The 15176-nt window shown below is 57.3% G+C and carries 12 protein-coding genes and 2 pseudogenes; 8 read left to right on the top strand and 6 right to left on the bottom strand.

Features of this window, described 5'->3' with window-relative positions:
* Positions 1 to 25 precede the first annotated feature (25 nt).
* The 4 genes and pseudogenes from AO353_RS25155 to AO353_RS31715 form a co-directional block, all read left to right on the top strand.
* Positions 26 to 1045, top strand: coding sequence for an alpha-ketoacid dehydrogenase subunit beta (locus AO353_RS25155; RefSeq protein WP_054597393.1), 1020 nt, complete (start codon positions 26 to 28; stop codon positions 1043 to 1045).
* The gene (locus AO353_RS25150; RefSeq protein ID WP_054597392.1) at positions 1042 to 2154 is read left to right on the top strand and encodes an acetoin dehydrogenase dihydrolipoyllysine-residue acetyltransferase subunit; all 1113 of its coding nucleotides are present in this window, start codon (positions 1042 to 1044) and stop codon (positions 2152 to 2154) included. The genes AO353_RS25155 and AO353_RS25150 overlap by 4 nt, the downstream gene beginning before the upstream one ends.
* Positions 2155 to 2244: 90 nt before the next feature.
* Entirely contained in the window at positions 2245 to 3309 is a 1065-nt protein-coding gene (locus tag AO353_RS25145) for a 2,3-butanediol dehydrogenase (protein WP_237143006.1), read from the top strand.
* 25 nt (positions 3310 to 3334) lie between these two features.
* Positions 3335 to 3505: pseudogene (locus AO353_RS31715) on the top strand (amino acid permease); the annotation flags it as partial.
* A 27-nt stretch (positions 3506 to 3532) separates the two neighbouring features.
* Here AO353_RS31715 and AO353_RS25140 read toward each other — a convergent pair.
* From AO353_RS25140 to AO353_RS25115, 6 genes are all read right to left on the bottom strand, one after another.
* On the bottom strand, positions 3533 to 4525 hold the full coding sequence (locus AO353_RS25140) for a LacI family DNA-binding transcriptional regulator (RefSeq protein WP_054597390.1): 993 nt from the start codon (positions 4523 to 4525) through the stop codon (positions 3533 to 3535).
* Positions 4526 to 4600: 75 nt separating this feature from the next.
* Positions 4601 to 6070, bottom strand: a complete 1470-nt coding sequence (locus AO353_RS25135; protein WP_054597389.1) for a glycoside hydrolase family 32 protein — start codon at positions 6068 to 6070, stop codon at positions 4601 to 4603.
* Positions 6071 to 6099: 29 nt separating this feature from the next.
* On the bottom strand, positions 6100 to 7245 hold the full coding sequence (locus AO353_RS25130) for an ABC transporter ATP-binding protein (protein WP_054597388.1): 1146 nt from the start codon (positions 7243 to 7245) through the stop codon (positions 6100 to 6102).
* 27 nt (positions 7246 to 7272) lie between these two features.
* Positions 7273 to 8115 (bottom strand): carbohydrate ABC transporter permease, encoded by an 843-nt coding sequence (locus tag AO353_RS25125; RefSeq protein ID WP_054597387.1) that lies wholly within the window; start codon positions 8113 to 8115, stop codon positions 7273 to 7275.
* Entirely contained in the window at positions 8112 to 9074 is a 963-nt protein-coding gene (locus AO353_RS25120) for a carbohydrate ABC transporter permease (protein WP_054597386.1), read from the bottom strand. The genes AO353_RS25125 and AO353_RS25120 overlap by 4 nt, the downstream gene beginning before the upstream one ends.
* A gap of 21 nt (positions 9075 to 9095) precedes the next feature.
* On the bottom strand, positions 9096 to 10370 hold the full coding sequence (locus AO353_RS25115) for an ABC transporter substrate-binding protein (RefSeq protein ID WP_054597385.1): 1275 nt from the start codon (positions 10368 to 10370) through the stop codon (positions 9096 to 9098).
* A gap of 168 nt (positions 10371 to 10538) precedes the next feature.
* On the opposite strand from AO353_RS25115, the gene AO353_RS25110 reads away from it, so the two are divergent.
* The 4 genes and pseudogenes from AO353_RS25110 to AO353_RS25100 all read left to right on the top strand — a co-directional run bounded on the left by AO353_RS25110 (position 10539) and on the right by AO353_RS25100 (position 15097).
* Positions 10539 to 12104 (top strand): carbohydrate porin, encoded by a 1566-nt coding sequence (locus tag AO353_RS25110; RefSeq protein ID WP_054597384.1) that lies wholly within the window; start codon positions 10539 to 10541, stop codon positions 12102 to 12104.
* Between the two features lie 13 nt (positions 12105 to 12117).
* Positions 12118 to 12340: pseudogene (locus AO353_RS30195) on the top strand (helix-turn-helix domain-containing protein); the annotation flags it as partial.
* Positions 12341 to 12404: 64 nt separating this feature from the next.
* Positions 12405 to 13313: a carbohydrate kinase family protein gene (locus AO353_RS25105; protein WP_054597383.1), complete on the top strand. Its 909-nt coding sequence runs from the start codon at positions 12405 to 12407 to the stop codon at positions 13311 to 13313.
* A gap of 569 nt (positions 13314 to 13882) precedes the next feature.
* Complete coding sequence (locus AO353_RS25100) at positions 13883 to 15097, top strand: sugar MFS transporter (RefSeq protein WP_237142930.1); 1215 nt, start codon at positions 13883 to 13885, stop codon at positions 15095 to 15097.
* Positions 15098 to 15176: the final 79 nt, after the last annotated feature.

The raw sequence follows: 15176 nt of genomic DNA, 5'->3' as shown, positions 1-15176 counted from the left end.
TATAACAAGAATCGAGACCTTCATCATGGCGAGAAAAATCAGTTATCAGCAGGCAATCAACGAAGCTCTGGCCCAGGAAATGCGCCGCGATCCCAGCGTGTTCATCATGGGTGAGGACGTCGCCGGCGGTGCCGGTGCCCCCGGTGAAAACGACGCCTGGGGCGGGGTGCTGGGCGTGACCAAGGGCCTCTATCACCAATTCCCTGGACGAGTGCTGGACACGCCATTGTCGGAGTTGGGCTATGTCGGTGCTGCAGTGGGCGCCGCGACCTGTGGCGTGCGCCCGGTATGTGAGTTGATGTTCGTCGACTTCGCCGGTTGCTGCCTGGACCAGATCCTCAATCAGGCAGCCAAGTTTCGCTACATGTTCGGCGGCAAGGCCTCCACGCCACTGGTGATCCGCACGATGGTCGGCGCCGGGTTGCGAGCCGCTGCCCAGCACTCGCAAATGCTGACCTCGTTGTGGACCCACATTCCAGGGCTGAAAGTGGTCTGCCCGTCGTCACCTTATGACGCCAAGGGTTTGCTTATCCAGGCAATCCGCGACAACGACCCGGTGATCTTCTGTGAACACAAAATGCTCTACAGCATGCAGGGTGAAGTACCGGAAGAGCTCTATACCATCCCCTTCGGCGAAGCCAACTTCCTGCGTGATGGCAAGGACGTGACGCTGGTCTCCTATGGCCGCACGGTCAACACCGCGATGGACGCCGCGCGCAATTTGGCCGCGCGCGGCATCGACTGCGAGGTGATCGACCTGCGCACCACCAGCCCGCTGGACGAAGACAGTATTTTGGAAAGTGTGGAGAAGACCGGACGCCTGGTAGTCATCGACGAAGCCAATCCGCGTTGCTCCATGGCGACTGATATTTCGGCGTTGGTGGCGCAAAAAGCATTCGCCTCGCTCAAGGCGCCGATCGAGATGGTGACTGCTCCGCATACGCCGGTACCGTTCTCCGACGCCCTGGAAGACCTCTACATTCCCGACGCGGCGAAGATCGAGAGCGCCGTGCTCAAGCTGATCGAGTGGAGCAAGCGTTCATGAGCCAGATCCATACCTTGACCATGCCCAAGTGGGGCCTGTCCATGACCGAGGGCCGGGTCGATGCCTGGCTCAAGGAGGAAGGCCAGGTCATCGCCAAGGGTGACGAAGTGCTGGATGTCGAAACCGACAAAATCTCCAGCAGTGTCGAGGCGCCTTTTTCTGGAGTGCTTCGTCGGCAGATCGCCCGCCAGGATGAAACCCTCGCGGTGGGCGCATTGCTCGGCATCGTGGTCGACGGCGAGGCCAGCGAGGTCGAGATCGATGCAGTCGTCGAGCAGTTTCAGGCCACGTTCGTGCCCGGGGACGACGCCGAGGAGGACCGCGGGCCGAAGCCGCAAAAAGTCGAGCTGGACGGGCGGTTGATCCGTTACTTCGAGCGCGGCGAAGGCGGGGTGCCGTTGGTGCTGGTGCACGGCTTTGGCGGTGACCTGAATAACTGGATGTTCAATCATGAAGCATTGGCCGCCGGGCGCCGGGTGGTTGCCCTGGACCTGCCGGGCCATGGCGAGTCTACCAAGCAGCTTGAGCGCGGAGACCTGGATGAGCTGAGCGGCATAGTGCTGGCACTGCTTGATCACCTGGACATTCCCGCAGCGCATCTGGTGGGTCATTCCATGGGCGGAGCGGTGTCGCTGAACATTGCGCGTCTGGAACCGCAGCGGGTACGGTCCTTGATCTTGATCGGCAGCGCAGGTCTGGGGGAGGGCATCAACGGCGATTACCTGGAAGGTTTTGTCGAGGCTGCCAACCGCAATGCCCTCAAGTCACAGTTGGTGAAACTGTTCTCCAATCCCGAGCTGGTCAACCGGCAGATGCTCGAAGACATGCTCAAGTACAAGCGCCTGGAAGGAGTGGGTGCGGCCCTGCGCCTGCTGGTATCAGGCGTGTTCAAAGACGGATCGCAACAGCTCGATCTGCGCGGCGTGGTGCAGGACGGCCAGCAGCCAGTGTTGCTGATCTGGGGCAGTGACGACGCGATTATTCCGGCGAACCATAGCGCCGGGCTGAAGGCTCAGGTCGAGGTCCTGCCAGGTCAGGCGCACATGGTGCAGATGGAAGCGGCCGAGCAAGTCAATCGATTGATTCTGGACTTTGTACAACAGCACTGACGCCCCTCCTGGCGACCTCTCGCGGGGTGCCAGGAGCAACTATTTCAAGGAGATTTCGCTATGAGCATTTCAATCAATCCGCAACGCAGTATGCGTGCCGCTGTCTGGCACGGCCGCCACGATATCCGTGTCGAAGACGTTCCGCTGCCAATAGCGCCACCTGCCGGCTGGGTGCAGATCCGCGTGCAGTGGTGCGGCATTTGTGGGTCCGATCTGCATGAGTACGTGGCTGGGCCGGTGTTCATACCGGTTGACGCACCGCACCCGCTGACCGGGATCAAAGGCCAGTGCATTCTCGGTCATGAGTTTTGTGGCGAAATCGTCGAGCTCGGTGCCGGTGTTCAGGGTTTCAGTGTCGGCGAACCGGTGGCGGCCGATGCCTGCCAACATTGCGGCACCTGCTACTACTGCACCCACGGGCTGTACAACATCTGCGAGAACCTGGCGTTCACCGGGCTGATGAATAATGGTGCCTTCGCTGAACTGGTCAACGTGCCGGCCAACCTGTTGTACAAGTTACCGGCGAACTTTCCTGCTGAAGCCGGGGCACTGATCGAGCCCCTGGCGGTGGGCATGCACGCGGTGAAAAAAGCCGGGAGCCTGCTCGGGCAGAACGTTGTAGTCGTTGGTGCAGGCACCATTGGCTTGTGCACCATCATGTGCGCCAAGGCTGCCGGTGCGGCTCAGGTGATCACTCTGGAAATGTCTGGAGCGCGCAAGGCCAAGGCCCTGGAAGTGGGTGCGACCCATGTGCTCGATCCCAATGAATGCGATGCCTTGGCTGAGGTACGGCGCCTGACGGGTGGGCTCGGGGCAGATGTCAGCTTCGAATGCATCGGCAACAAACACACCGCCAAGCTCGCGATCGATCTGATCCGCAAGGCCGGAAAATGCGTACTGGTGGGGATCTTTGAGGAGCCCAGCGAGTTCAACTTTTTCGAGTTGGTAGCTACCGAAAAACAGGTGCTGGGTGCGCTGGCCTATAACGGTGAGTTTGCGGACGTGATCGCTTTTATCGCTGATGGTCGGCTGGACATCACTCCGCTGGTGACTGGGCGCATTCAGTTGGAGCAGATCGTGGGGCAGGGCTTCGAGGAGCTGGTCAACAACAAGGAGCACAACGTCAAAATCATCGTGTCGCCCGCTCGAGTCTGAAGCGGCTGAGTCGGACGATGGACTCTTCGTTGTGATTACTGCTGCCTTGTCATCGTGCAATGGCAGCATTTACAGCACTGGCCGTATGCTCATGAACCTGACTGAGCAAAAGCAGGCTCCTGCTCTTTTTGAGAAAACCGCCGTCCACGTTGTGCCCCGACGGGCGTTGGTGCTGACGGTGGCTGGAAAATTGATCGCGGCTTTCCCCGAATCAACCAATCCCTTATAGCGATGCCCTGGCAACCAATGGACAATCAACTGGCCGGGTTCCTGATACGTCGAGGGCTTCGATCAGGTGCCGGGCAGCCCTGCGACCGATCTCGTAGTACGGCAGTTGTACCGTTGTCAGCGGTGGGATGAACAGTTCAGCGATACCGATCATATTGTCATAGCCGAGCACGGCGACATCATTGGGGATTTTCAGCCCACGGCCCAACAACACCTGATAGGCACAAAAAGCAATACGGTCGTTGCCACAGATCAGAATGTCGAATTGGGGACGACTATCAATGATGTGCCGGTCGAGGATGGCTGCGGTTTCACCATAGGCGTCATGATCGGCAAGGTCATATTGCAGGAGTGCGTCAGGCAACAGCCCGAATGCCTGACAGGCACGCTGCATGCCTCTTTGTCGCAGACCCCAGGCCAGGCTCTGTTTTGGAAGATTGATAAACAGAGGGCGCCGATAGCCTCGACTCAATGCGTGATGTACGGCTCGATACTGCCCCATTTCGTCGTCGGGCACATAACTGACCAGGCGACTGTCATCCGCCAGGCAATTGGCGAGTACCAGGGGGGTGCTCTTCAATCGCTCGGGAATGCACACCTGGCGCAGCCCCATGGCGCTGAAGATCAACCCGTCGGGACGGTGCGATAACATCAGGTCGATGTTCTGGTCGGTGGGCGGGTTGCTTAACAGGTTGAGGATAAATACATTCCAGCCTGCTTGCTGCGCAGTCTGTTCGATGGACAGCAGCAGCTCGACGGCGAACGGTGTAGTTGCGGTGTCCAACGCGAACACACCGATGGTTCGCGTCTGGAGGTTGTCGCCGCGAATTCTTCGCGCTGATAGGCTCGGCACGAATTGCAATTCGTCAATGGCGCGACGCACCCGTTGATAGGTTTCGGGGCTCAATTTTTCCGGATTGTTGAGTGCTCGAGAAACCGTCATCAGGGACACGCCGGCTAGCTGTGCAACGTCTTTCACTGAAGTCATGCGAGGCGAAGCCGGTCAGGTTGAGGCAGAATCATGACACATGGCCTGCGCTTCTCGCGATACGAATGACGCTGCTCATAGCCATCCCGAGGCAAGTGGCCACGCCCTTGGAATGGAGACACGCCCGCCGCTCCCGCTTGCAAGGAGCTTCACGCCCAGACTGCCGGGCTGCGGATAGAGGCGACTGCTGAGGCTGAAGCGCCCGTTTTCGTCAAACACCTCGATGGACGAGCGATCGAGGAACACACGCAGTTCGAGTCGCTCTTGTGTCGGGTCTATCGACACGCTTCGCTGACCTGTGGCTTGCGCACCCGAGCGGCTACGGTCAAGCACCAGACGCTGTAGCGACGCATCGTAGTAGAGCAGGGTTTCTTCATAGCCATCGTCGCTGCAGCGCAAGGCGATTCCCAGGTGGCCGTCGGTGCAGCCGAGCAAATCCAGATGCACATGGATTTCGAGCATATCGCCTTTTACCTCCGGCACCCACCGGGTTCCCGACTCATCCCACCAGGGTGTACCAGGCAATGGCGCCTTGCGTAGAGCGGTGAGCTCCCGTGCCGGATACACACAAAGGCGATCTGCGCGCAGTTCAAGTTCGCGCGGCAAACCGAGCATGCCGCACCAGTGATGGGCCTTGCTCGGCATCGGGCTTTCCCACATGTCGAGCCACGCCCACAAAAGTCGCCGACCATCGGCGGCCAGTAGCGTTTGCGCTGCATAGAAATCGTGACCGTTATCGAGCTCGATAAAAGGCCCGCCAGTGAAGTGCCATTCGCTATCGAGTCGACCCACTCGATAACCAGTCTGGTACTTGTTGAGCCGTTCGTAACCTTGGGGTTGCATGCCTTGGGGGGAGTACAGCAGTACATCGCGTCCGTTCAGTCGAAACAGATCCGGGCATTCCCACATATAGCCATCGCCCTCGCTGCCGCCGGACACATAGCCAAGGAACTCCCAGGCGTGCAGATCCGTGGAGCGGTACAACGGGAGCAGCGGTATATCGCCAAGACGTGCGCCGGCAATCAGGTACCAACAGTCATCCTCCTTCCATACCTTGGGGTCACGAAAGTGCATGATCGTGTCTTGCGGCGGGGTCTCGATGACTGCGCCATGCTTGACGAAGCGGATACCATCGATACTGGTGGCCAGGCACTGGACTTGACGGATCGAGCGTTCGTCACCCGCTTCCCCCAGCCAGGTGTGCCCGGTGTAGATCAGTGCCAGGGTATCTCCACACACCACCGCGCTACCGGAAAAACAACCGTCACGGTCAAAGTCATCGCCGGGTGCCAGCGCAATGGGGAGATGCTGCCAATGAACCAGATCGGCACTCTTGGCATGCCCCCAATACATCGGGCCCCATTTCGCCTCGAAGGGGTAATGTTGATAGAAAACGTGATATTCGCCACGAAAGTACACCACCCCGTTAGGGTCGTTCATCCAGCCTGCCGGGGGAGCAATATGATAACCGGGTCGATAATCGTGGATGACGCGAGACAGGCCGTCACTCAGTGCACGCTGCGCAAGGTCAAGGGAAGAAGACATTGGATCACTCATGGAATTCAAGGACAAGGTCAAAGGGCGCCTGCTCGTACCGAGCGCAGAGAGACTCCATCTGGCAGGGTTTCAATGGCTTGTGGGGGACGCCTCAAGGCCGTGCCGTCGGCGTCGAACAGGTGCAGATTACCGATGTCCAGCTGCAGCTCGACCCGATCGCCGACCTGCCATCCGGCGTTGACCTCACAACGACAGATCAGTGGATCGTCCTGCCCGGTATCGAGGTGCACATAGGTTTCGCTGCCCAGGTATTCGACCCCGGTCACGATGACGCCGACGGTTCCATCCGCCGCTTTGAGCGATACATGCTCCGGGCGAACCCCGAGGCTCAGCGGAGTGTCCGCCGCCAGGTTTGAGCTGTCGAAGGGCAGGGAGGTCATACCCAAAACCGGGGTGTCAACCAGGCTGGTTTCGCCTGGGGCATGCAGGCGCGCCGCCAGAAAGTTCATTCTGGGGGAGCCCAGAAAACCGGCGACAAAGCGGCTGGCGGGGCGTTCATAGAGTTCGCGCGGCGAGCCAACCTGCTCTACGCGACCGCCATTGAGCACGACAATTTTGTCCGCCAGGGTCATCGCTTCCACCTGATCGTGGGTGACGTAGATCATGGTCGAGCCCAGTCGAGCATGCAGACGGGCGATTTCGTTGCGCATCTGCACCCGCAAGGACGCATCCAGGTTGGAAAGCGGCTCATCGAACAACAAAATGTCCGGTTCCCGCGCCATGGCTCTGCCCATGGCCACACGCTGACGCTGCCCTCCAGAGAGTTCCTTTGGCTTGCGTTGCAGCAGTTTGTCCAATTGCAGGATTTGCGCAGTTCTCAGCACCCGCTCGCGCAAGCTGCTCTTTTCAGTCTTGGCCAGTTTGAGACCAAAACTGATGTTGTCGTAGACGCTCATGTGCGGGTACAGCGCATAAGACTGAAACACCATGCCGACGCCACGCTCGCGCGGTTCCAGGTCGTTGACCCGTCGCTCGTCAATCAGCAGGTCGCCGGCGCAGATCGAGTCCAGTCCGGCGATCAGTCGCAACAGGGTCGACTTTCCGCAGCCCGAAGGGCCAACGAACACCACGAATTCACCCGCAGCGATCTCCAGGCTGACGTCGCGAAGAATCCGTACGCCGCCCAATTGTTTGTTCACGTTGTCTAGCTTCAATTTGATCATGATGCTGTTCCTTGTATTTGTTGGGCATCAACCCTTTAACGCGCCGGCAGTGAGACCGGAAACGATTCGGCGCTGGAAGATCAGCACCAGAATCACCAGTGGGACGGTGACCAGCACCGATGCGGCCATCAACAGCCCCCAAGGCAGCTCATGGGGACTCCCGCCGGAAATCAAGGCGATGGCGACCGGCACCGTGCGTTGCGTGTCTGTGAGGGTGAAGGTCAGGGCAAACAGGAACTCGTTCCACGCTGCGATAAAAGCCAATAAGCCAGTGGTGACCAGTGCAGGCCAGAGCAGCGGCAACAGCACACGGGTAAGCGTGACCCAGGGCGAAGCGCCATCCATGATTGCCGCTTCTTCCAGTTCATGGGGCAGTTGCCCCATGAACGTGGTCAGCACCCAGACGGTGAAGGGCAGGGTGAAAATCGTGTAGCTCAGGATCAATGCCCAGGACGTGTTGTACAGACCCAAGGCGCGGATCACTTCGAACAGCCCCGACAGTACAGCGACCTGGGGAAACATCGAGACGCCAAGAACCATCATCAATACCGTGCCACGCCCACGGAACTTCACCCTGCCCAAGGCGTAGGCGGCGGTCAGGCTGAGGAACAGCGCCAGCGTCACCACGCAAAGCGCAACCACCAGCGAGTTACCGATAGCTCTCAGGAATGAGGATTGGTGGAGTACCGCCGCATAATTGGAGAAGTCGGGACTATCGATCCAATAGCTCACCTCGAACAAGGCGCTGGATGGCTTCAGCGAAGTCACGATGGCGTAGTAGAAAGGGAAGACCGCATACAGCAGCAAAATCCCGATCAGACACCAGAACCCGAGGCGCAACAGCGCTTTTTTGAGTAGACGCTGGCTCATGAGCGAACCTCCAGTTGACGGCGTCCGAGGTAGAGATAAAGCATGGCGATCACCGCAACGACCAGAAACAGCAGAGTCGAGGCCGCGCTGCCATAGCCAACGTCTTGGAACTCCACCAGGTGCTGGCGGGCATAGACCGACATACTCATGGTGCTCGAAGAGTTCGAGGTCAGCACATAGATGACATCGAATACCCGCAGGGAATCGAGGATGCGGAAGATCGCCGCCACCAGCAATGCAGGCATCAACAGTGGAAGCGTGACACGCCAGAACACTTTCAGCGGATGAATGCCATCGACTCTGGCGGCTTCGTAGCAATCGCTCGGCAACATCTGCAAGGCAGCCAGCATTAGCAGCGTGACAAAAGGTACGGTCTTCCAGACGTCGACGATGATGACCGCCCACATCGACAGATCCGCATCTGCCGTCCAGGCCAGTGGAGCATCAATCAGTCCGAGGCTCAGCATCAGATGATTGATGATGCCGAACTGGTCGTTAAGCATCCATGACCAGATCTTCGCCGAGACAATGGTAGGAATCGCCCAGGGAATCAGAATCAACGCACGCACCAGGGAACGGCCGGTGAACTTGATGTTTAGCAGCAACGCCACCAGCAGCCCTAGCACGATTTCCAGTCCCACCGACACCACGGTGAAATGCAACGTGTTGCGCACAGCGTTCCACCATTGTGGATCGACCAGAATGCCCGACCAGTTGGAACCGTCGTGGAACAGATAATTGCTCAAGCCTACGAAGGAGCCGCCACTTGTGTCCGCCAGGTTGGCGTCGGTCAGGCTGAACCAGAATGTGCGCAGTAGCGGCCAGGCCGCCACCAGGGCCAGACACAGCAGCATTGGCGTCAGAAACAGCCAGGCGGCGCGTACTCGGCGACGCTGTATGGGCGTTTCCCTGGTGAGCAGGAGCTCGTCACAGGAGGCATGGGTAGTAGAGACAGACATGGTGATTTCCTTCCTTGTGGCTTACCAGTTCCGGCGTTTGATGCGCGTGAGTTCGCTTTCCAGTTCGGCCAGCGCCTGATCGACAGGCAACTCACCCGCCAGCACGCCATGCACTCGATCGAAGAACGCATTGGAGACCCGTGGATAGCGATCGGCGGTTATTGAGGCGGGGCGCATGACCCCATCGTTGAGAATGCTGTGGAGCTGACCGTAGTAAGGCATTGCCGCGAGCAGTTCGGGATCCTGATACAGCGACTCGATAACCGGGTTATAGGCGCCTATCAGAGCACGATGTTTTTGCTGTTGGGCACTGGTCAGGTAGCTCACCAGATCTGCGGCAAGTTTTGGATGGGCGCTGTAACGCGATACCGCCAAGCCCCACCCGCCGAGAGTGGATGCATGGTTGCCGGTCTCGCCGCCCCGGGGTAGGGGAGCGACCCCAACCTTGTCTTTTACGGCACTGTTCTGGCTTTGCACCAGGGCCCAGACATAAGGCCAGTTACGCATGAACAGCGCATTTCCCGACTGGAATACGCCACGTCCTTCTTCCTCGGTGTAATTGAGCACGCCACGCGGGGAGATGTCTCCCACCCAGCTTTTCGCCAGGGTCAAAGCAGCTCTTGAGGCCTGACTGTTGACCACGATGTCTCCTCGTGGATTGACCAGTCCGCCTTCCGGTTGGCTGCTGATCCACTCCAGCGCATTACACGTCAGCCCCTCGTAGGCGCGTCCCTGAAATATGTAACCCCACACATCGGGGTTACCGGCGTTGCGTTCGGCCTGTTGAACATCCCTGGCAGTAGCGGTCATTTCCTCCCACGTCTGGGGAACCTGCTTGTTGTACTTCTCGAGCAAGTCCTTGCGGTAATACAGCAGGCCCGAATCGGTGAACCACGGCATCGTCACCAACCGTCCGTTTACCGTGGCGTTATCTACCTGGGCCTGGAAGTAGCCTTGGGTAGCGTTGGCTGGAAGCACCTCGCGCAGATCCATCAGATGTTTGGCCAGCATCCCCGGCCACACCATATCGATTTGAATGATGTCGATGTCGGTGGACTGCGCACTAAGGATCTGTTGGTAGAACGACAACCTCTCGGTCGCCGAGTTAGGCGTGGAAACCACCTCGACATTGTTGCCGGTCTGTTTCGACCACGCCTCGACAGCCTCCTTGCAGAGTTGTAGCTCTGCACCCACCGCACCGCAGGAGATCGTCAAATCGGCGGCGCTCGATACGGATGGAAGCCCGGCAAAGAGGGTGAGTAGCGCAGCTGGAAGGAGAGTTTTTAGCTGTTTCATAAAGTCCTCTTTATTTTTGTTTTTAGAAAAGTTAACGTTAACACGCTCAATGTAGCAGCGTATTTGCGATGAGGCATCTTTTTTTTTGTCGATTTGGACAATTCACAACTCACGAAAAAACAGCCTGTCGCTGGAACAAAACAATAAAAACAAAACAGGGAAATCCACATGCAGAAAGCATCAAGATGGCTACTCGCAGGCGTGCTCAGCACCTCGGCGGCGACCTCTCAGGCCGCGACTCTGGAAGAACGCATGGCCGCGTTTGAAGCCCGTGCCAGCGCAGCGGAAAAGCGTGCGGCCGCAGCCGAGCAGCAAACCCAGGCACTTGCGAGGGAATTGCAGCAGATCAAACTCACCACTCCCGCTTTGCAGCCCGCTGCATCCACTGCATCCCAGGCAACAAATCCCGTTCTGGACACCCGACTGGCAAAACTCGAAGCCCGCCAGGAAAGCATGGAAAAACAGGCCAGCACTTCAAACCTCACTGATGGGTTCAGCTTCAACGGCTATGCCCGCTCTGGATTGCTGATCGACGAGGGGCTTGGTGGTGGCCGTGGCGGGCCTTATACAACTCCGGCCGGATCGGTTGGTGGTGCAGTAGGGCGACTCGGTAACGAAGACGACACCTACATGCGTATAGACCTGTCGAAAGAAATCTATGCGCAAAATGGCACCCGTTCCAAATTCACGGTCTCCATCGCCGACGGTGTGGAAAGCTCCAATGACTGGACGGCCGACGAAAGCAAACTGAACGTGCGCCAGGTATTCACAGCGCTCGACCATGTCGCTGCGTTCAAGGGCAATCCAGTGTTCGAGAACGCCACCCTGTGGGCAGGTAAGCGATTTGATCGGGATAACTTCGATATCCACTGGCTGGACTCGGACGTCGTCTACCTGGCCGGTACCGGCGGTGGAATCTACGATATGCAGATGAACAAGAATTGGCGTTCGAATTACTCCTTGATTGGGCGTAGCTACGGGGATTTCAGTCAAGGGGGTATTAATGCCGATGTGGCGAGCTACATCCTGACCTCCAACCAGTTCTTTGAGGATGGTCAGTGGCAGTGGATGTTCAATGGCATCGGCGCAAAGAAAAACGATTTCGGTACCCGCACCAATAAAGCAGGTCTGACGCCTGCGGAATCCGGCTTGCACAGCATGCTGGCCAATCACCAGAAAAACTTTTTCGGCAGAGAAGGCTTCTTCAAAACGGCGCTGCTCTATGGGCAAGGTCTGGGAGCAGAGGTCAAGAACGTCGGCTCGGATGGTGAACTGATTGACGATGCCCGCGCTCTGCGTCTGGCACTTTACGGCGAGACACCCCTTGCGCCTGACTGGCGTATCGGGCCCAGCTTGCTGGCCGAACAGAGCAAGGATAGATACGTCAAGGGTGACGACTACCGCTGGCTGACCCTGAACGTGCGATTGGCTAACACAATCAACAGCAACTTCGAGATGGCCTACGAAATGAGCTGGCAAACCATGAACCTCGACCCCAAGGGCTATCTACAACGTAATGCGGTCGACGGTAACTTCTGGAAATTCACGGTCGCCCCGACATTCAAACTGGACGTTGGAGACCTTCTCACACGTCCCGAATTGCGAGTGTTCGCAAGCTACATGAATTGGTCTTCCGATCTGGACAGATACAGTACCTCAGACTCCTTCGGCAAGACGGACTTCAACGCCGGAGGTATATGGCAATACGGTATACAAATGGAAACCTGGTTTTAATATTTGAACGCGCCGGCCAACACGCCTTCAGCGCGCCTGCAGGCTGTTGTTGCAAACAGAGATGTCGGTTGCAGACATCTGCTTTGAGGTTGGCTATGAAAATCTCCCTAACTTCAACAGATACTTTCGCATCGAAAAAGAACAGACACCGATCAAATATCGTCGCGGAACAGCGATGACGATTATTCAATCGAAACGGTACTCATCGATCCCGGCCTTTCACCAATGCGCATTGAGTGATTACCGGTCGAAACTGATCAGCCAGCTGTTATCCCTATGACAAAAATTGAGGAAATGACGATGGTATTGCCTCGCGCGGTAGTATTTGGCGAAGCCCTGACCGACCTTGTCCAAGGCACTCCTGGACAGTGGAAGGGCTACCCAGGTGGTGCTCCCTGGAACGTTGCACGATCGCTAAGCCGCTTGGGTGTTAGCAGCGCTTTTGCTGGGGCGGTGAGCATAGATTCACTGGGTGACGAGATAGTTGCGCAGTCGGAAGCGGCAGCGTTAGATATGAGCTTTATCCAACGAGTAGATCGAGATCCTTTGGTCGCCATCGTTCCATCGAGCCGTCCTCCAAGATACTTTTTTGCTGGAGATGCCGATCTGTTTTTTGACCCAGATCTGATGCCCGAAGGATGGATCAACAAAGCAGAGCTGTGTCATTTCAGCTGCATCAGTTTAGCTCGACAGCCACTCGCAGACAGGCTGGTTAAAATTGCTCAGCAGGCCAAAGAAGCCGGTAAACGGATTAGCTATGATCCGAACTGGCGCAATTTAATGGATAGTCATTATCGGGAGCAGACCTTCCCTACGATGACCACCCTTGCTGACATGATTAAGCTTTCCGACGAAGACCTTCGGCACATTTATCCAGGGCTGACCGAACACCAGGCAATGGATGAACTTCGCGCTCTTAATCCTCAGGCACAGATATTGTTTACCCGAGGGGAACACGGGATGATTCTCCACACCCCGGACAGCCAACTCGATCAGCCGGCTATTGCCGTGAAAGTGGAAGACACGGTTGGTGCAGGAGACGCTTGTATGGCTGGTTGGCTGGCTGCGGAGTTGCTGGGGATCGCAGACTTGAGAGAGCGCCTGCGATTTTCAGCGGCTTGCGCATCCATATCTTGCCGCCATGCCGGAGCACATGCTCCTGCGCTAGCGGATGTGGAAGGTTTGCTGAAGTTGCTAATAGATACCTGACATAACTTGATCGTTGAGTGCTACTTCAGTATTGGCTTTGAATTGAGGGGAGCAAAGAGCATGCCGTGATAAGGCAAAAATCTGGACATTCGCGTCGCAAGCGTTGTTCTATAAAGGCTTGCGTGCAAACCACCTCAATTCCTCCTAAATGGCTGGCCACCTCGGCCAATCCGCGGACGCCTATTGCGTTGTCCCCGGAATTTTCAATCCCGACAAATAGTTGCCTGCAGACCAAATGAGCAAGTTTACCCCTCATCTCGGCATACCCCCCAAAAGATCCAGCGGCTTGCCAAACGAAAAGTCAGACACTAAGGTAGCGCCCCCTAACGACTGGCCCCGGACTTTGGGTGAGTGGTAACGGCTACAGACAAAAAATTAGATGGCAGCGCACCCTCCTTTGGCGAGTACTTCACCGCAAAAAGATAGCGCTGTCTCACTGTCAAGGTGACTGAGGCTCGATAGAGCTTTCCTTGAAAGTGACAATCACAAGAAAGAGGAAGCCCGTGATGACGAACGCTAGTGCTAGCGCAACTGTCTCCAACAGTTCGGCAACACCCCACGCCCAACGGATGAGCACCTACGTGTTCTCGCTGTTTTTCATCCTCGGCAGCATCACCAGCCTTAACGATGTCCTGGTGCCAAAACTCAAGCACCTCTTCAGCCTCAGCTATACCGAGGCCATGCTTGTGCAGTCGTCATTCTTTTTTGCCTATTTCATTTTCGCCATACCCGCAGGCCTGCTCATTTCGCGAATCGGCTACATGAGAGCGGCCGTCCTCGGGTTGCTGCTGATGGCTGGTGGATGCCTGCTCTTCATTCCCGCCACCCAGTCCGCATTGTTTCCAGCCTTCCTCGGCGCCCTCTTTGTGCTTGCGATTGGCGTGACAACCGTTCAGGTCGTTGCGAACCCGCTGCTTTCGCTGCTCGGAACCGCCGCAACGGCCCCTAGCCGCCTCACCCTCGGCCATGCGTTCAATTCGCTGGGAACCACTGTCGCGCCGTACCTGGGTGCCATACTGATCCTGGGCTCCCTCAATGCGGTAGATACCTCCGCATTGTCGCCAGCAGAACTGACGTCCTTCCTGTCGCAGGAAGCCAGCGTGATCAGCAACACCTATGCAAGCATTACGCTCTTCATCTGCATGGTCGCCTTGATCGTCTGGCTGAAAAGAAATGAGCTGCAACCGTCAACAAGACCTGAGCGTCTCAATCCACTCGCTGCGCTCAACCTTCTAAAGCAGCCGCGCTTTGCACTCGGCACCGCTTCCATATTTCTCTATGTTGGCGCCGAAGTCACGATTGGCAGCCTCATTACCGACTACCTCATGCTGCCGACAACCCTGGCCCTTCCCGCCGAAGCCGCGGGCAAGCATGTTGCCTTCTATTGGGGTGGCGCCCTGGTTGGCCGCTTTATCGGCTCGGCGTTGATGCGCACTTTCGCACCAGGGAAACTGCTGGCCTTTGCCGCCACGGCAGTCATTGTGCTGTTGACGATCTCTGCCACCACACAAGGCGTTGTTGCCGGATGGTCGCTGCTGGCCGTCGGGCTGTTCAACTCCATCATGTTTCCGACGATCTTTACCCTTGCGACCGCAGGGCTCGGTCATCGCGCGGCAGAAGGTTCGGGCCTGTTTTGTTGCGCCATTGTTGGCGGGGCATTTATTCCGCCATTGACAGGGTATGCGGCCGACCTCTCGACACTCGCGATGGCATTGAGCGTGCCAGCGACCTGTTATGCCTGCATCGCAATTTACGGTTGGTATGCCCGCGTTCCGAAGCACTAGCATTCCCTGGCGCGCGGCTACCCGGGTGGTCACGGGTTACTTCAATTACCACGCGGTGCCGGGAAATCTGATACGTCTT

The sequence above is a fragment of the Pseudomonas fluorescens genome (assembly GCF_001307155.1).
Taxonomy (GTDB): Bacteria; Pseudomonadota; Gammaproteobacteria; order Pseudomonadales; family Pseudomonadaceae; genus Aquipseudomonas; species Aquipseudomonas helvetica.
Note: the sequence above shows the minus strand (reverse complement) of the source record. Positions and strands in the feature narration are given on the sequence as shown.